Origin of the sequence: Haloferax denitrificans ATCC 35960 (assembly GCF_000337795.1) — an archaeon.
Lineage (GTDB): Archaea > Halobacteriota > Halobacteria > Halobacteriales > Haloferacaceae > Haloferax > Haloferax denitrificans.
Genome location: NZ_AOLP01000009.1, coordinates 32,734 through 49,673, shown reverse-complemented (window position 1 = coordinate 49,673; position 16,940 = coordinate 32,734). Strand labels below are relative to the sequence as shown.

Annotated in this window: 19 protein-coding genes; 10 read left to right on the top strand and 9 right to left on the bottom strand. The window is 68.0% G+C overall.

Translation table 11 applies throughout. The features are described 5' to 3' along the window. Positions 1-71 precede the first annotated feature (71 nt). Together C438_RS07325 and C438_RS07320 are read left to right on the top strand one after the other, a co-directional pair. Positions 72-575: an ACT domain-containing protein gene (locus C438_RS07325; RefSeq protein WP_004968711.1), complete on the top strand. Its 504-nt coding sequence runs from the start codon at positions 72-74 to the stop codon at positions 573-575. 334 nt (positions 576-909) lie between these two features. Next, a complete protein-coding gene (locus tag C438_RS07320) occupies positions 910-1,542 on the top strand; it encodes an IMPACT family protein (RefSeq protein WP_004968710.1) in 633 nt (210 codons plus the stop codon). A gap of 51 nt (positions 1,543-1,593) precedes the next feature. Here C438_RS07320 and C438_RS07315 read toward each other — a convergent pair whose 3' ends face one another. The 7 genes from C438_RS07315 to C438_RS07285 form a co-directional block, all read right to left on the bottom strand. Next, positions 1,594-4,473, bottom strand: coding sequence for a TRAP transporter permease (locus C438_RS07315; RefSeq protein WP_004968709.1), 2,880 nt, complete (start codon positions 4,471-4,473; stop codon positions 1,594-1,596). 6 nt (positions 4,474-4,479) lie between these two features. Continuing rightward, positions 4,480-4,965 carry a DUF1850 domain-containing protein gene (locus C438_RS07310; protein WP_049917857.1) on the bottom strand — a complete coding sequence of 162 codons (486 nt, stop codon included), beginning with the start codon at positions 4,963-4,965 and terminating at the stop codon, positions 4,480-4,482. Between the two features lie 51 nt (positions 4,966-5,016). Next, the gene (locus tag C438_RS07305) at positions 5,017-6,048 is read right to left on the bottom strand and encodes a TAXI family TRAP transporter solute-binding subunit (RefSeq protein WP_004968707.1); all 1,032 of its coding nucleotides are present in this window, start codon (positions 6,046-6,048) and stop codon (positions 5,017-5,019) included. A gap of 464 nt (positions 6,049-6,512) precedes the next feature. Then, complete coding sequence (locus C438_RS07300; RefSeq protein ID WP_004968706.1) at positions 6,513-6,716, bottom strand: DUF7569 family protein; 204 nt, start codon at positions 6,714-6,716, stop codon at positions 6,513-6,515. A gap of 169 nt (positions 6,717-6,885) precedes the next feature. Further along, the gene (gene upp / locus C438_RS07295; protein ID WP_004044864.1) at positions 6,886-7,566 is read right to left on the bottom strand and encodes a uracil phosphoribosyltransferase; all 681 of its coding nucleotides are present in this window, start codon (positions 7,564-7,566) and stop codon (positions 6,886-6,888) included. A 108-nt stretch (positions 7,567-7,674) separates the two neighbouring features. After that, a complete protein-coding gene (locus C438_RS07290; RefSeq protein ID WP_004968704.1) occupies positions 7,675-7,926 on the bottom strand; it encodes a hypothetical protein in 252 nt (83 codons plus the stop codon). Further along, positions 7,923-9,254, bottom strand: a complete 1,332-nt coding sequence (locus C438_RS07285; protein ID WP_004968703.1) for a CobW family GTP-binding protein — start codon at positions 9,252-9,254, stop codon at positions 7,923-7,925. The genes C438_RS07290 and C438_RS07285 overlap by 4 nt, the downstream gene beginning before the upstream one ends. A gap of 101 nt (positions 9,255-9,355) precedes the next feature. Here C438_RS07285 and C438_RS07280 point away from each other — a divergent pair, with 101 nt between their 5' ends. The 3 genes from C438_RS07280 to C438_RS07270 all read left to right on the top strand — a co-directional run bounded on the left by C438_RS07280 (position 9,356) and on the right by C438_RS07270 (position 12,579). After that, positions 9,356-9,652: a hypothetical protein gene (locus tag C438_RS07280; protein WP_004968702.1), complete on the top strand. Its 297-nt coding sequence runs from the start codon at positions 9,356-9,358 to the stop codon at positions 9,650-9,652. 1 nt (position 9,653) lies between these two features. Further along, positions 9,654-10,619, top strand: a complete 966-nt coding sequence (locus C438_RS07275) for an ArsA family ATPase (protein WP_004968701.1) — start codon at positions 9,654-9,656, stop codon at positions 10,617-10,619. 136 nt (positions 10,620-10,755) lie between these two features. Next, the gene (locus C438_RS07270; RefSeq protein ID WP_004968700.1) at positions 10,756-12,579 is read left to right on the top strand and encodes a carbon starvation CstA family protein; all 1,824 of its coding nucleotides are present in this window, start codon (positions 10,756-10,758) and stop codon (positions 12,577-12,579) included. 56 nt (positions 12,580-12,635) lie between these two features. Here the strand turns inward: C438_RS07270 and C438_RS07265 are convergent, their stop codons facing one another. Further along, entirely contained in the window at positions 12,636-13,298 is a 663-nt protein-coding gene (locus tag C438_RS07265) for a hypothetical protein (RefSeq protein WP_004968699.1), read from the bottom strand. After that, complete coding sequence (locus C438_RS07260; RefSeq protein ID WP_004968698.1) at positions 13,295-13,675, bottom strand: cupin domain-containing protein; 381 nt, start codon at positions 13,673-13,675, stop codon at positions 13,295-13,297. Before C438_RS07260 ends, C438_RS07265 begins: the two co-directional genes overlap by 4 nt. Before the next feature lie 88 nt (positions 13,676-13,763). On the opposite strand from C438_RS07260, the gene C438_RS07255 reads away from it, so the two are divergent. From C438_RS07255 to thrC, 5 genes are all read left to right on the top strand, one after another. Beyond that, positions 13,764-13,973: a hypothetical protein gene (locus tag C438_RS07255; protein WP_004968696.1), complete on the top strand. Its 210-nt coding sequence runs from the start codon at positions 13,764-13,766 to the stop codon at positions 13,971-13,973. Positions 13,974-14,046: 73 nt separating this feature from the next. Further along, a complete protein-coding gene (locus tag C438_RS07250; protein WP_004968694.1) occupies positions 14,047-14,739 on the top strand; it encodes a DUF5828 family protein in 693 nt (230 codons plus the stop codon). Between the two features lie 101 nt (positions 14,740-14,840). Beyond that, entirely contained in the window at positions 14,841-15,080 is a 240-nt protein-coding gene (locus C438_RS07245) for a hypothetical protein (RefSeq protein ID WP_004968693.1), read from the top strand. Between the two features lie 88 nt (positions 15,081-15,168). After that, positions 15,169-15,540, top strand: coding sequence for a helix-turn-helix domain-containing protein (locus C438_RS07240; protein ID WP_004968692.1), 372 nt, complete (start codon positions 15,169-15,171; stop codon positions 15,538-15,540). 94 nt (positions 15,541-15,634) lie between these two features. Next, the gene (thrC, locus tag C438_RS07235; RefSeq protein ID WP_004968691.1) at positions 15,635-16,894 is read left to right on the top strand and encodes a threonine synthase; all 1,260 of its coding nucleotides are present in this window, start codon (positions 15,635-15,637) and stop codon (positions 16,892-16,894) included. Positions 16,895-16,940: the final 46 nt, after the last annotated feature.

The following is a 16,940-nucleotide window of genomic DNA, read 5'->3' as shown; positions in this document are numbered from 1 at the left end:
AACCCCTCGGCCGCGGCGTCGCCGGTGACGGACCACTTAATGTACCCGCCCGCAAATCCCCCGACCAACGAATGTTCGACGAGATTATGGAGAAGTTCGAGGGCAGTCCGAGCCAGCAGGCTGTCATTCGGCTCCTCTTGGAACGGGGCTTTTCCGTCAACGACCAGGGACGGGTCGTCTCGGGCGGCATCGAGATACCGAACACCGGCATCGCCCGCGAGGCCGACGTCGACCGGCGGGTCGTCGACTCGACGACCGACGCCATCCTCGACGACGAGGAGCTTCGGCGAATCTTCCAGAACATCTCGTCGATTCCGAGCCTGATGGACCTCGCGCCGGTGCTCGACCTCTCCGTGCTCACCGTCGAGGTCGCCGACGCCGACGAGCCCGGCATCGTCGCCACCGTCACCTCGAAACTCGCCGACGCGAGCATCTCGATTCGCCAGACGATAAGCGAAGACCCCGAGTTCACCGACGACCCGAAGCTCTACATCATCACCGACGAGCCGATTCCCGGCGACCTGCTCAACGACCTGTCGAACCTCGATTTCGTCCGCCGCATCACCATCGCCTGAGCCGGCCCGTCGGCTCCGCGAATATTCTGTCAACGGGGCAATAAGATTCTTGTCACCTCCCGCGGTAGGTGTTCGTATGGGTTCCATGCGCAGTTGCATGTGCTGTGGTGAGCCGATTTCCGAGACGCGCCACCTCTGCGGCGTCTGCATCCAAAACGGGTGTACCTCGTACGCGGACGCCTGCGGTCAGTAGCGCGTCGCCGTTCGGTCTGCGTCCCCGCCCCTTCGCCGTCCGCCGCCGCCCCCCGGCGACTCCATACCGCCTGTTCCCCTCGTCGGCGCGCCGCCGACACGGTGCGAACGCTTTTCCACGCCGCGCCGCCAACTCGGGAGCATGACCGACGCCTATCGAACCGTCGCCGGCCGGGCCGACGCCCGCTTCGAGGTCAACGGCTCGGAGTTCATCGGCTACGTCTCCCCCGCGGAGACGGTCGAGGAGGCGGAGGCGTTCGTCGCCGAAATCGAGGAGCGCCACCCCGACGCCACCCACAACGTCCCCGCCTACCGGGTGCCCGCGGGGTCGGCCTCGTCGTCGGTCCCCGGCGGGGGGAGCGTCATGCTCCGCGAGTACCAGAGCGACGACGGCGAGCCGAGCGGCTCGTCGGGGAAACCGGCGCTCAACGTCCTCGTTCAGCAGGACGTGCGCAACGTCGCCGCCGTCGTGACGCGCTACTACGGCGGCACCAATCTCGGCGTCGGCGGCCTCGCCCGCGCGTACTCCCGGGCCGTCAAGGAGGCGCTCGACGCGGCGGGCGTCGTCGAGGAGATACCCCACGAGCGGTTCACCGCGACCGTCGAGTACGACGACTCGGGGAGCGTCCGCGGGCTGTTAGAAAGCGCGGGCGTCGAGTTCGACGCCGCCTACGAGGCCGAGGTGTCTTTCGAGGTCCGCGTCCCCGTCGAGGACGGCCCGGACCTCCGCGACCGCATTCGGAGCGCGACCAGCGGCCGCGCGGACATCGAGTAGCGCGGCCGCGACGTTCCGTTTTTCGACGGTCAGTCGGTGGTCAGTCGGCAGTCAGTCGGTCGGCTCTACCTGTTCCGCGGGGGTCGGCGCGGCCCGCTCGCCCGATTCGCGGCGGTTCTTCACGGCCAGCGCGCCGAACAGCGCCCCGCCGACCGCGCGCATGGCGAGGTCGACGGGAACCGTGTTGGGAACCTCCCCGACGAGGCCGAGGAAGCCCCCGAAGTCGAACGCGGCGTTCAAAAGCAACATCGGGGCCATGAGGAGGAACGCCGAGAGGGCGAACAGGGCGCGTTCGGTCCGCGACACGCGGCTGTAGAGGTAGCCGATGACGGTCGCGCCGAGTCCGATGACGCCGACGAAGACGCCCGCGACCGGGATGACCACCTCGGGGATGAAGTAGCCGATGTCGGCCACGTCGGCGAACGTGATGACCGCCGCGGCCTCGCCCCGTCCGCGGAGGAGCAGGATGCCCGGCGTCAGGGCGAACGCGAACGGCACGATTGCCTTGTTGAGCGACAGCGAGAACGCCTTCGTCCCGGTCCGGAACGGATTGGAACGGGCGATGCCGGAGGCGGCGTACGCCGCGACCGCCACCGGCGGTGTGATGTCCGCTATCACCCCGAAGTAGAGGATGAACAGGTGGGCCGCGAGCAGTGGGATGTCGGAGGACTGCGCGATGGCGGGGCCGAGCAGTGAGACGAGGATGATGTACGTCACCGTCGTCGGCATCCCCATCCCGAGGATGATAGACGCGATAGCCGTGAACAGGAGCAAGAGGACGATAGAGCCGCCGGCGACCGCCTTGATGAGCGCGGTCAGGTTCGGGCCGAGGCCGGTCGCGCTGACGACGCCGGGGATGATGCCCGCGGCGGCGACGGCGACGACGACCTCGGTCGAGGTGCGCGCGCCGGAGTCCATCGACTTCCCGATGAACGTCACGTAGCGGAACACGTTCAGGTCCGACAGCGACGGCCGCGAGACCGCGCTGGCGACGTTGTCGGCCGCCTCGTCGACCGCCTCGTCGAACTCTAACAGCGGCGAGTCGAGCGCCGGCCGGACGAGCATCACGACGAGGCTGACGAAGATGGCGATGATGCCGAGGTCGCCCGCGGCGGCGAACAGCGCGGCGGTCGCGCCGAGCGGTTCGCCGCTCCCGCCCGTGACCGCGTCGACGACGCCGACGCCGGTGGTGACGTACGAGCCGAGTTGCGCGACGAACGCCGCCGCGATAGCGCCCAAGAGGGGGACGCGGGTCCGTTCGCTGTACGCCGCGACGACGGACAGAAGCGCCATGATGGCGATGAGCGTGAACCACGCCGAGCGCGCGACCGTCAGGCGCTCGACGAGCAGGTAGTACATGAGCAACACGAGCGGGATGAGGTAGAACCACCCGCGGGTGAGGTGCTTGCCGAGGTCGACGACCTCGGAGCGGTCGAGGCCGCCGATGCCCGCCCGGGTCGCTTCGAGGTGGACCATCACCCACACGCCGAAGAAGAACACCACGGCGGGGATGGCCGCCGCGATGATGATGTCGGAGAAGGGGACGCCGATGAACTCTATCATGAGGAACGCCGCCGCGCCCATCACCGGCGGGAGAATCTGACCGCCGGAGGAGGCGGAGGCCTCGACGGCCCCGGCGAACTCGGAGCGGTAGCCCGACCGCTTCATCAGCGGGATGGTGAACGCGCCGGTCGTCACCGTGTTGGCGATGGAGGAGCCGGAGATGGTCCCCATGAAGCCGGACGCGAGGATAGAGGCCTTCGCCGGGCCGCCCTTTCGGGTCCCGGTCGCGGCGTACGCGAGGTCGATGAACCACTGGCCGGCCCCGGACATCTCCAGGAACGCCCCGAACAGGATGAAGATGTAGATGAACTGCACGGAGACGGTCACCGGGATGCCGAAGACGCCGTTTTCGGTGTTGTACCAGAGGTTCTGGATGATGTTCGCCCACGACCCCTCGGGGATAGAGAGGACGCCGACCAGCGGCGTCGACGGCGAGATGAGGTAGCCGAACTTCGCGTAGACGATGAACGAGGCGACGATGACCATCAGGTAGAACCCGAGGGAGCGACGGGTCGCCTCCAGGACGAGGAGGACGCCGACCGCGCCGAGGAAGAACGGGTAGGACACGTCCGCGAAGGGGAGCACGCCGATGACCGCGACGACCGCGTCGGCGAGGAAGCCGAGCGGGCCGAGCGCGTCGCCCAACCAGACGAACGGTGCGCCGAGGTACTCGGCGACCGTCCGACCGGCTTCGAGACCGAACACGCGGAGTTGCTGAATCTCGCCCCACTCGAACACCATGTAGGCCGCCGTGGCGACGGCGAGCACGATGCAGAACGCGTCGAGCGGCGTCACGCGCTCGCGGTCCGGGTCAACCGCGAGCCACCGGACGTACCGGCGGACCCCCGCGGCAACGCGGGTGACCGGGTGGTCCTCACCGAGGCTCGACGCGAGGCTCGGGACCACGCGACCGAGCGCCGTGGCGAACCTGCCGTGGCCGGTCGTCGGCGGGAAGAGGACGAACGCCAACACGAGCGCGAAGGCGACGTGAATCGAGTTCACCTGCAGGAGTTGGAGCGCGCCGAGCGACACCTCGCCGACGAGCGGGAGCGTCGCGGCGAACTCGAAGCCGCGGGCGGCCAGCCACGACTGGAAGACGGAAAACGCGATGGCCACGAACGACGTGAGAATCGCCGCCCAGCCCGAGAGCGTCCGCTTCCGGTCGATGCCCTCCAGCATCTCCTGTGCCTCTTCTTCGGATAGTTCTTCGTCGGTACTCGCGGCCTCGCGGTCGTCGTCCGCGGGCGGCTCGCCGCCGTCGGTTCGAACCGGCGGGTCGGCCGGTGCCGCGTCGGACTCCGGTGCGGACCGGGAGGCGTCTTCGTCGTCGGGGTCGTCGGGTCGACCCTCGTCGTGTGTTCGGTTCATCGTTGGTCAGTGGAGGGCGGCGTCGAGGACGGTGCGGTGCGTGACGTACAGGCGGACCGAGCGCGCGTCGGACAGCGCCACGAGGTCGTAGGTCTGCTCACCGACGTGTAGCTTGTGGCCGGCGATGCGGCCGGGTTTGACGTACAGGTCCTCGTAGCTCCCCTCGGGGTCGAAGACGAACGAGCCGTTTTCGGTCGTCACGTTCGCCCGAGCGGGGAGGCCCGCGCCGTAGGACTTGAACTCCATTCTGGTCATGACGAGCTCGCCGTCCTGCACAGCGTAGGCGTCGAGGACGCGCGTCTTCTCGACGCTGTGGGTGTATTCGAGCGCGACGGTCGTGTTCTCTTCGACCGGAATCGTCTGTAGTCGCTCGCCGGTCTCGGCGTCTTCGACGACGAGCGCCTGTCCGGCCGGGACGGCGGCGCTCCCGCCGACGGCGACCGCCAGCACCGCGACTACGACGAGGAGACGTGTGGGAGTCGAATTAAGCATCGAAAGGTGGGTAGGAATCCGCTGTTCGAAAGTGGAGCGAAGCGCCCGGGCTTAGCCGAAGTAGGCCTGCGCGCCGGGGTGAAGCTCGATGGACATGCCCTCTTGCGCGCTCTCCTTGGAGATGAAGTCCGTCTTGATGGTGAGGTCGTCGACGTTCTCGAAGATGGCGCTCGTGACCGCTTCGACGGTCGATTCGGGCTGTTCGGCGTTCGTCGCAATCATGGCCTTGACCGAGACGGTCGGGGCGGGGTTCTCCAGACCGTAGGTGCCCGACGGGACCTCGTCGTCGGCGTAGAACGGCGCGGCGTCCTTGACGGCCTGCCGGTTGTCGCCCTCGATGGGGACGATGCGGACGTCCTCGGTCGCGGCGAGCTCCTCGATAGCGCCGACCGGCCAGCCGCCGACGACGAACGCGGCGTCGATGTCGCCGTTCTTCAGCTGGTCGGAGGCCTGCGAGAAGCCGGTGTTCTGCTCGCTGTAGTCGGAGACGCCGAGCGCCTCCAGAATCTGGTTGGCGTTGACCTGCGTCCCGGAGCCGAGGTCACCGGTGTTGATGGTCGCGCCGGAGAGGTCCGACGGCGTCTCGATGCCCGTGTCGGCGAGCGTGACGAGGTGAATCGTCTCGGGGTAGAGCGTGGCGACGCCGCGGAGGTTCTCGACGGCGTTGCCCTGGAACGCCTCGATGCCCTCGCCGTTGCGGGCGAAGTAGGCCACGTCGTTCTGAATCAGCGCGAAGTCCGCGTCGCCGCGGGCGAGGCTCCCGACGTTCTCGACGGACGCGCCGGTGGACTGCACCTGAAGCGTGAAGTCGGTCTGCGCCTCGACGACCGACTTGAACTCGTTCGAGAGGGGGTAGTACGTGCCGCCCGTCCCGCCGGCGTGCCACGAGAGTCGGGTCTCCGTGCCACCGTTACCGCCGGATTCCGTGGTCGTCTCCTCGGCGGCGGTGGTCGTCTCCTCGCCACCGGATTCGGTCGTCGTCGTCGTCTCTTCGCCGCCGCCGCCGGAACAGCCGGCGAGGCCGGCGAGGCCAACGGCACCTGTCGCGGCGATAAACTGTCGGCGGTCAAGCTTCCGAGTCATACAGTCCCATTCGACACGAGACGTACTTATGGCTGTTCATGTCAACGGCCAGCATATCCCGTATTTCCCGTCGATACTGCCAGATGATTACCGATTTTTGAATAGTAATTCGATAACGGGGTGCATCCCTGAACTGGTCGGTCGAAAGGGAACCGAAGTCTCGGGCTGTCGGTTCGATTCGGTCGGGTCTCGACGCGACGGTCTCTCCGCGCTCGCCTTGAATTCGCCCCGTTCTCGGGGGCTTCGACCCGAAACGAAGGGGTTCGGCGAGTCGGGTGTCGACCCCGCCGCACCCCTTGTAACAGCCTCTCACAGTAGTCTACGGGGGTGCGGTTCGGGACGTTCGACTCGAACGAAAGACCGGCCGCCGGAAGCCTGTTTTCGACCCGAAGAGAGGGGGTTCGGACGGCGGTTCGCGGCCCCCGGCCGTCAGGCATCGTGGACGCGACCCCGAATCGGTGCCGTCAGTCGACGATTATCTCGGAGTCCGTCGAGTCGCCCGACGACTGCTTGGGCGACATCTGTTCTTCGTACTTGGTTATCCAGTCGGCGAAACAGGTCGGACAGAGCCGCTGGTCGTCCACGGTCGAGCCGTCGACCTGCAACTGGACCGCGCGGGCGAGGGCGTCTTCGACCGCCCGCCCACAGCCGTCGCACGGGTCGCTCATCGTCGGCACCCTCCGGCGGCGCGAGGTTCGTCCATGCGTCGGAGGTGCGCGGGCGGTAACTTAGTCGTTACCCGAATCCGGGGCGGCGGCCGAGGCGGCCGTCGGCGACTCCCGCGCGTCGAAGCGAGGCGAGGCGAGGCGAGGCGAGGCGAGGTGAGGCGAGACCGAGTTACGTCGTTCGGAACGCGCGGTCGCCGGCGTCGCCCAGTCCGGGGACGATGTAGCCGTCGTCGTCGAGGTAGTCGTCGATGGCGACCGTCAGCAGGTCGACCTCGGGGAACTCGTTGTCGACGCGGAGCAGGCCGTCGGGCGCGGAGACCGCCGAGAGGACGAACAGCTTCTCGGGGTCGACGCCCGCGTTCTCGAGGATGTGGTCGAGGACCGAGCACATCGTCGAACCGGTCGCGAGCATCGGGTCGGCCACGATGACCGTGTCTTTCTCCGTGATTTCGGGGAGCTTCACGTAGTCGATGGTGATGGGGAAGCCGCCGTCGTCGTCCATCCCCGCCTCCTCGTCGCGGCCGGCGGAGATGACGCCCTGCTTCGCCCGCGGGAACGCCTTGAGCAGTCCCTCCACGAACGGCGTCGCGGCGCGGAGCACGTTGATGATGACGACGTTGTCGAGGCCCTTCACGCGCTCGCCGGTCGTCTCGGCCAGCGGGGTCTGGATGGTGACGTACTCGGTCTCCATCGCGCCGTCGATTATCTCGTAGCCACAGATGCGGCCGAGTTTGACGAGGCCTTTCCGGAAGGCGACCTGCGTCGTCTCCACGTCTCGGAGGCGCGAGAGCGTGTCCTTCGCCAGCGCGTGCGTGATGAGGTACGCGTCGTCTCGGTCTTCGATGGGCATCTTACTGAGAAGGCGGTTTCCCGAAGGACATAAATGCGGCTATCGGCCGCCAGCGGTCGCCTGCGGGTAGTTCACGCGTAGAATGGGTCGGTGACCCATCCGGCGGTTTCAGTTCGTCACGAGGTACGTGACCGCCGTGAGCACGAGCGCCGCGGACGCGACGTTGACGACCGAGAAGGCCGCGAGGTCGAGGTACGACAGGCCGTAGACGACCACCGCCGCGAACGCCGTCGAGAGGACGAGGTTCATGACGAAAAGCACCCGCGGGTCGCCCTCGCCCCACTCTATCTCCGCTTCGCGCTCCTCGGTATCGCTCCCGCGGCCCTCGTCGTCGCCGGCCCGCTCAGACTCGCCGCTCATCGTCCGCTCTCCGAGGCCGCGCCCGCGGTCGGGACCGACTCGCGCTCCCGGGTCGGCTCCGCGAGCGCGACTTCCGCGCCGGGTTCGGTCGGGTAGTCGCCGGCGTCCGCGGACGCGCCGGGGTCGAGCAGGTGGGCGTCGAGCGCGGCCGCGAGCGCGGCTTCGTCCATCCCGCGGCCGATGAACACCAGTTCGGTCCGCCGGTCGCCGTGGTCGTCGTGCCAGTCGAGTTCGGGGTGGTTGCGGCGGTAGGTGTCCTGTTCGAACTCGGGCCGGGAGGCGACCCACGGGCCGGCGGCGGCGACGTACGCCGACGGGCCGGCCTGACTGTAGGTGTAGTGGACGTCCTCGGCCCCGGCGACCCACAGCGAGCCCTTGGCGCGGACGACCGAGTCGGGGAGGTCTCCGAGGACCGCGGCCGCGCCGTCGGGGTCGAGCGGTGCCCGGCGGCGGTAGACGAACGACGTGACGCCGTAGGTCGCCTCGGCGTGGGGTGTTTCGTCGTGGTCGTGGTCGTGGTCGCTGTGGTCGCTGTGCCCGTGCCCGTGGTCATCGCGGTCGTCGCGGTCTGCGTCCGCGTGCTCGGCGTGGTCGTCTTCGCCCCCGCCGTCGCCCGTCCCGTCCTCCAACGCGGCCCGCCAGCCGACGGGGGCGTCGGGGTCGTGAAGGTCCGACAGGAGCAGGTCCACGTCCACGTCGCCGTGGGCCGTCTCCACCACGGTCGCGCCGGGCCGGAGCGCCTCGACCGCGTCGCGGACCGCCGCGAGTTCCGCGTCGGAGACGAGGTCCCGTTTGTTGAGGACGACGAGGTCGGCGCTCTCGACCTGCTCGACGAGGAGGTCCGACAGCGGGCGCACCGAGCCGTCACCCTCCTCGGCGACGGTTCGGTCGGGGTCGCCGCCGCCGAAGGTGTCCGCGAACAGCCGCGAGTCGACGACGGTGGCGAGACCGGCCACGTCGTAGCGGGCGGCCGCCCGCGAGGTGACGAACAGCCGGGCGACCGGACCCGGCTCCGAGACGCCCGACGCCTCCACGACGAGATGGTCGAACGACCGCTCTCGCGCGAGGCGGACGACCGCGGTTTCGAGGTCGTCCTGTAGCTCACAGCAGATACAGCCGTTCGAGAGCTCGGTCACGCCGTTTCCGACCGCGAGGTCGGACTCCTCGGCGACCAGTTCGGCGTCGACGTTCACGGAGCCCATGTCGTTGACGAGCACGGCGATGTCGCGGTCGCCGGCGTGCGTCAACAGGTGGTTGAGAAGCGTCGTCTTCCCCGCCCCGAGACTCCCGCCGAGCACCGTCACCGGAATCGTCTCCCCCGCGTTCATGAGCGGGCCTACCGGGTCCGCACATATGAAATCGCAGGTATCCAGCGCGGACGTTCGTGAACGATACCCTTTTGTCCGAAAACGGGTGAGTGTGTAAACTGATGACGCTCGCCGCGCGCATCGAATCCTTCCGCGAACTCGTCGAAGAGTGGCTCCGCGGCCTCTACCACGGGATGATTTCGCATCCCGCCTACGAGAAGATAGAAAAGCAGGCCGAGGACGACGAGGACGCGTTCATGCTCGCGTGCTTCCCCGACGCGTTCGGCATCCCCTCGCCCATCTCGTACTACACCGCCGAACTGCTCCCCTACCTCGAAGACGAGTTCGAGGCGTGGGAGCGGCGGATGTGGGACCGCGGGTCGCTCCTCGAACGCAAGGGCCACCAATATCACTTCTAACATGCGCAAATTCGTCTTCTTCGGCGGCAAAGGCGGCGTGGGCAAGACGACGATGTCCAGCGCCTACGCGGTCAAGTGCGCCCGCGACGGCGTCCGGACGCTCCTCGTCTCGACCGACCCGGCCCACAGCACGAGCGACGTGTTCGACCAGTCCTTTACCGACGAGCCCGCGGCCGTCGCCGGCGAGCCGAACCTCGACGCGATGGAAATCGACCCCGAGACCGAGGTCCGCGAACATCTCATGGAGACGAAGCGGGCGATGGGCGACCAAGTGAGTCCGGCGATGGTCAACGAGATAGACCGGCAGATAGAGATGGCCCACCAGACGCCCGGCGCGTACGAGTCGGCGCTGTTCGACCGCTTCATCGACGTGATGCGCTCGGCGGACGACTACGACCGGGTCGTCTTCGACACCTCGCCGACCGGCGGGACGCTCCGACTGCTCTCCCTGCCGGAGTACCTCGACGGCTGGATTCAGCGGCTCCTCCACAAGCGCAAGGAGTCGGTCAAACTGTTCGAACGCGCCGCTATCGGCAACAACGAACCCCGGCGCATGATGGACGGCGACCCCATCATCGCCCGCCTCGAACAGCGCCGCGACGACTTCTCGTTCGCCAAGGCGACGCTACAGGACGACGCCGCGTTCTTCCTCGTCGTGAACCCCGACGAACTGTCGCTCCGCGAGACGGAGCGCGCCATCGACCAACTCGACTCCTACGGCCTCGACGTGCGCGGTCTCGCGGTCAACCGCCTCACGCCCGAACCCGACCCCGACGAGTCGGGCCGGGGCGCGACGTTCTTGCGCGGGCGAGTCAAGACAGAGCGCGAACGACTCGCCGACCTCCGCGAGAATTTTTCACCGCCGCTTGTCGCCGCCGTCGAGACGCGGGTCGCCGAGGTCAAAGGCGACTTCCTCGGCGAGGTCGCGGCCGAACTCGACATCGACACCGCGCTGGATACTCAGTGAGCTGTCACAACGAGCCGTACGGCGTGAGTTTTCGACGCACCCCTCCGAACGAACCTGTCGTTCGAACACGATAGATGCCTATCTATCGTTATCGTTAAGGTGGGCATTTTCGTGTCTTCCAATGGGGCAGCGTACCATGGTACAAGTCATTTGGATGGTCGTCACGGTGTTTGCGTTGTTTACCGTCGGGTATCTCGGCTACTCCCGATACCTCGCGCAGTTCGTCGAACTCGACGACAGTCGTGAGACGCCAGCGCACAAATACGAAGACGGTCAAGAATACGTTCCGGCGAAAAAGCCGGTGTTACTGGGGCATCACTATTCGAGCATCGCGGGCGGCGCGCCGATTGTCGGGCCGATTACGGCGGGCGTGGTGTGGGGCTGGGCCCCCGCGCTCGCGTGGATCGCCATCGGGAATCCGCTTCTCGGGAGCGTCCACGACTTCGTGTCGCTGTCGAGCAGTCTGCGACACGACGGGAAGTCCATCGGCTACATCATCGGCGAGTACGTCGGCGAGCGCGGCAAGAACATGCTGTTGTGGTTCGCGTTTCTCACCATCGTCCTCGTCGTCGCGGTGTTCGCCCTCGTGGTGGCCATCGTGTTCAACGCCTATCCGGAGGCGGCCACGGCGAGTCTGGTGTACATCGTCCTCGCGGTGCTGTTCGGCGTCTACCTCTACCAGCTGAACCTCCCGTTCCTGCCGGGGACCGCCGCGTTCGTCATCGCGATGTTCGTCGGCGTCTACGCGGGGATTCAGTTCCCGGTTGCGCTGTTCGAACCCGCGGCCCGCGCGCCCGCCGAGACGTTCGTCCTGTTCTCCGGCTCCGGCGCGTGGCTTCCCGGCGCGAGTTCGTTCAACGGGAATACCGCGGCGTGGGTGCCGCTCATCCTCGTCTACGGGGCGGTCGCCAGCGCCCTCCCGGTGTGGGTGCTTCTGCAACCGCGCGACTACCTCTCGTCGTTCCTGCTGTACGCGGGCGTCGGCGGCGCGCTCGTCGCCATCGTCGTGGGCACGCTCTTCACGACCCCGACGCAACCGCTCGTGACGAACCTCGAACCGTACTACGGCTTTATCGGCCGCTCCGGCGCGCCGCTGTTCCCGCTTCTGTTCATCACCATCGCCTGCGGGACCATCAGCGGGTTCCACTCGCTCGTCTCGTCGGGCACGACCTCGAAGCAGTTGAACAAGGAGTCCGACGCGCGCGTCATCGGCTACGGCGGCATGCTCGGCGAGGGCCTCCTCGCCACCGTCGCGCTGGCGACGGTCGCCATCATCGCGCCCGACGTGGGCGGCGGCATCGGCCTCGCCCTGCCGACGTTCGCGGCGGGCGGCGGCGTCATCCTGTCGAGCTTCGGTATCCCGACCTCCTTCGGCGGGCCGTTCATGGCCCTCGTGCTGGTCAGTTTCCTCCTCACGTCGACCGACACCGCGGTTCGCCTCGGTCGCTACATGATGGAGGAAATCGTCGGGACGCCCGAGACGCCGGTCGAGGAGTTCGCGACTAACCGCTACGGCAACGCGTTCGTGCAGTCGCTCCCGGCGTACATCCTCATCACCAGCGGCTCGTGGCTGACGCTCTGGCAACTGTTCGGCGGCGCGAACCAGCTTCTCGCCGCGCTGGCGCTCCTGACCGCGACCGTCTGGCTGGCCAACTGGGACGACTCCAAACAGCTTCTCAGCACGGGCCTGCCGATGGCGCTCATGACGACCATCACGTCGCTCGGCCTGCTGTGGCTCGCGTTCCACGACAACATCTACGCGAAGTTCATGAACCCCGACTGGCTGGACTCGGCGGGCACCTTCGCGATGGTGTCGGCGGTCGTCCAGATCGTCCTCGCGCTGGTGCTCGTCTATCTGGCGCTGTCACTGGCGAAAATCGGCTACGACAACATCAAAGACGCCCGGAGTTCGGGCGGCAGTGGCGGTAGCGGCGGTCGCCCGCGACCGAGCGACGACTGACACGCGGTGGTTCGCCGTTCGACTTCCGACCACCGACCACCGACCTCCGTTTTTTCTTACCGACGCAACTTCCCGAGGAGCCGGGCTAACAGCCCGTCTTCGACCGCCGGGGAGCCGTCGCTCCAGAGCGTGAACGCGGCGACCGAGTCGGCGTTGCGGCTCGCCACGGCGTCCTCGTCGGCCGGCGCGACGACGGCGAGGTTCACCTCGTAGTGGCCGTAGTAGCCGAACTTCAGGAGCGTCCGGTCGGCGAAGTCGGACACGAACGCCCGGACTTCCTCCGGCACCGCGTCGGCGACGAGCACGAAGGTGAAGTCCGTCCCGTAGTGCTCCTCGTCGGGGTCTATCCACTCGTCGGCGAGCGCGTGGCCCAGTTCGACGAGCCGTTCGAGTTCGGCGACCGTCGCCGACTCGACCCGCCGCGCGAACATGTACTCCATCGCGTGGTGGTTGGCGTAGTTGATAGACTGGTGGAGGAACTGCTTTTGGCTCTCCATCCGCATCGAGCCGAACAGGTCGAACCGCTCGCCGCGAACGGCGTACGCCCGCTCCAAGTCGTAGTTGTACATGAGCCGTTCGGCGACCCGGTCGAGGTACTCGTCGTCCCATTCGGGGCGGTCGAGGGCGGGACCGGCTGTCGATGCGTCCGGGTCGCTCGCCCCGTCCGCCCCGTCCGGGTCTCCGGCTCCCCCAGCGTCCTCGGGTTCGACGCTCCTCATTCCTCGTCGGGGTCGTAGGGCACGGCGTCGCCCGACACGGCCGGCGAGCCGAGCGCGAGCAGTTCGACGGCCTCGTCCGCGTCCTCGGGGTTGTACGCCCGGTGTGGGCTCTCGGGGTCGGCGACGAACAGGCCGTCAGCGCCGACTTCGAACGTCTCGTCCGGCGTCTCGACGAACAGCGTGCCCGAGAGGACGTAGAACGCCTCCTCCTGTTCGGTGTGGTAGTGATAGGAAAGCGGCACCTGCTCGCCGGGTGCGGCCCGGAAGCGGTTGAGCGCGACGGTCTCTAAGCCCCCCTCGCCGCCGATGCGGCGGAGTTCGCACGGGCGGTCCTCGGCGGGTTCGACGGCGGTGGCGTCCACGACGCGATATCCCATGAGACGGAGCAACACGTTCGAGCGTATAAGCCCGTCGCGACCCGCCCGGAAACCAAGGTTTATTCGTGATGGTTTCGAAGCGCGGCGCATGGCAGACTCGCCCCGCGAGGCGTGCGGCCGGTGTTCGATGACGACCGTCGTGGACGCCGCCGCGAGCGAGGACCGCGACCCGTTCGGCGACGACCGAATCGAACTCGACGCGTCGGCGCTCCGGGCCGCGTCGCCGGCGGCGTGGCTCGGTCGGCTGTCGTCTCGCCTCGACGCGGCCGCCGAGCGCTTCGTCTACGGGGAGCGCTAGACGTTCTCACCCGTGTGCGAACCTGTCCCCTCGTAGAGTTTATACCGTCTGGCGCGTATTCCCGTCAACGACAATGGAAGAGAGCATCTCCGGGTTCAAACGCCGCGGCACCTGGGACGAGGTCGTCGAACACGGTGAGCGAATCACCCGCGCGCTCCGCGACGCCGACGTCGACGGCGCCGCCTTCGACGACTGGGACGAGTGGCGGCCGAAGTCCCACGAGCGGCTCGGCGAGGACGTAAACGAGAAGACGGCCCAGCAGGCCAGCGTCGGCGAGGGCGAAGGCGAGAAGGCGGGCAAGACCCCCAACGACGACCTCAAGACGGCGGGAGAGAAGCTCTCTCGCTCTTACGAGCGGGTCGAGGAGGGCGACAACGAGGGGGCCGTCGAGTCGTGGCAGGACTCCATCAACTACGTCGCTCGCGCGGCCGACTCCGCCGGCCGGAAGGCGCTCCGGAAGGTCGAGGACACGGTCTACCGCAACGTGATGACCCAGTTGGCCCCGTACTACTTCGACAACGAACTCGTGAGCGCGAACATCCAGCGGGTCGGCCGCGGCACCGGCGACGAGCGGTTCGTCTTCGAGGTGAACGTCAACGACGACGAGCTGAAGTCGATGGTGTCGGAGACGTTGCGGGGCTTCGAAGACGAAATCGACCGCTGGCACATCGACACGCCGAAGGAGACCGAGGTCGCGGAGGCCGTCGAGGGCGTGGAGGTGCCGACGACCGACGAGGAACACCGGTCTAACTGGACGACGAACTGAGCCGGCTTCTGTTTCGGCTCGTCGCCCGCCGCCGGCACGCGCTTTTGTCGGCACTCACCGCCATCGACAATACTGATAGCGCTCGCCCGCGACCCTCCGGTATGCCCGAGCCGCTCCGAGTCGAGTCCGGCGAACTGACCGCAGACGAAATCCTCGACGCGCTCCGCGATGGCCGCCGCGTCGTCGTCCGAGCGGAACTGCTCGGCGGCGTCCACGAGGTGACGCTCCGCCACGACGGGACGGTCTTCTACTGCGACACGCCGACGACGCTCCACAAACACGAGGACGAAGACGGGATGCGAGCCTGCGTGCTGAAGATGGGCTACGCGAAAGCGGAGTAGCGTCGTGTCGGCGCGGCGGCCCGGTCGCGGCGGCCGCCCGCTCGCCTGTAGGTGAGGGTTTAATCCGACGCACGGCGAACAGGTGTGCATGGCCGACGCACCGGACATGGGCGAACTGATGGAGACCGAGGACCCGAACTTCGGACAGGTCCTCGCGTGCGTCTTCGGCATCCAGAGCCACGAGAGCCGGACGTATCTCGCACTACTCGACAACCCCGGAAGCACCGTCGCCGAACTGGCTGAGGTGCTCGACCGCGACCGGAGCAACGTCAACCGCTCTCTGACGACGCTCCTCGACAAGGGCCTCACCGAGCGCAAGCGCCGCCTGCTCGACCCCGGCGGCTACGTCTACCAGTACACGGCGACGCCGCTCCCGGAGGCCAAGGAGATGATGCACGCCTCCCTCGACGAGTGGGCGGAGGACGTTCACGCCCGCATCGACGCCTTCGGCGAGTCGTAAGCTCTCGGTCGACCGCGCTCCCGGCGAGTCCGTCGCCCGGCAGGTGCCGCCCAAACCCGCCCGCTTTTGTCCCTCTGGTGCCACCGCCCGAGCAATGAGCCTCGAACTCACGGCACCCGCCCCCGAGGAGCCATCCGTCGCCGACGACGGCACCTGGCTCGAATGTATCGCGTGCGGCGCGCAGTTCGCGCCGTTCGAGGACGTTCGGTACACCTGCGACGACTGCGACGGCCTCCTCGAAGTCCGCTACGCGTCCCCGCCGACGTGGGACGACTTCGAGGGCCGCGGCGTCTGGCGCTACAACGCCGCGCTCCCCTTCGAGGAGGGCGTCTCGCTCCCCGAGGGCGCGACGCCGCTCCACGAGGTCCCGCGCCTCGAAGCCGACGTGGGCGTCGAGACCCTCCGCGTCAAACACGAGGGGATGAACCCCACCGGCTCGTTCAAGGACCGCGGCATGACCGTCGGCGTCCGCGTGGCGAAGGAACTCGGCGTCGGCCGCCTCGCCTGCGCCTCGACCGGGAACACCTCGGCCGCGCTCGCCGCCTACGGCGCGCGCGGCGGGATGGAGACGCTCGTGCTCCTCCCCGCCGGGAAGGTCGCCGCCGGGAAAATCGCGCAGGCGTCGCTCCACGACGCGCGCATCCTCGAAGTCGACGGCAACTTCGACTCCTGTCTCGACATCGTCCAGGACCTCGCCGCCCGCGGCGAGGCGTACCTCCTCAACTCGCTGAACCCCTTCCGGCTGGAGGGCCAGAAGACCATCGGCCTCGAAATCTTAGAGGAGTTCCACGAGGACTACGGCTCCTACCCGGACCGCATCGTCCTCCCCGTCGGCAACGCGGGCAACACCTCGGCGCTCTACAAGGCGTTCCGCGAACTCGTCCAGTCGGGCGCGCTCGACGTCGACGACGTGCCGAAGCTGACCGGCGTGCAGGCCGAGGGCGCGGCCCCGATGGTCGAGGCCATCGAGAACGGCTGGGACGAGACTCGCCGCTGGGACGAGGTCGAGACGCGCGCGACCGCAATCCGCATCGGCAACCCGGTCAACGCGCCGAAGGCGCTCCCCGGCATCCGCGAGACGAACGGCACGGCCGTCGCCGTCTCCGACGAGGAAATCACCGAGGCACAGCGCGACCTCGCCGGCGAGGGCGTCGGCGTCGAACCCGCCTCCGCCGCCTCCGTCGCCGGCCTCCGAAAGCTCCGCGCCGAGGGCGTCGTCGACGCGGACGAACAGGTCGTCTGTCTCACGACGGGCCACCTCCTGAAGGACCCCGACGCGGCGTTCGAGGCGGGCGACGACCCCGAACCCGTCCCGAACGACACCGAGGCGGTCCTCGAACACCTCGCCGAGTAGGGCGACCGACCCGGTATCGACCGTCGCCGACGGCCGCGACCGACGA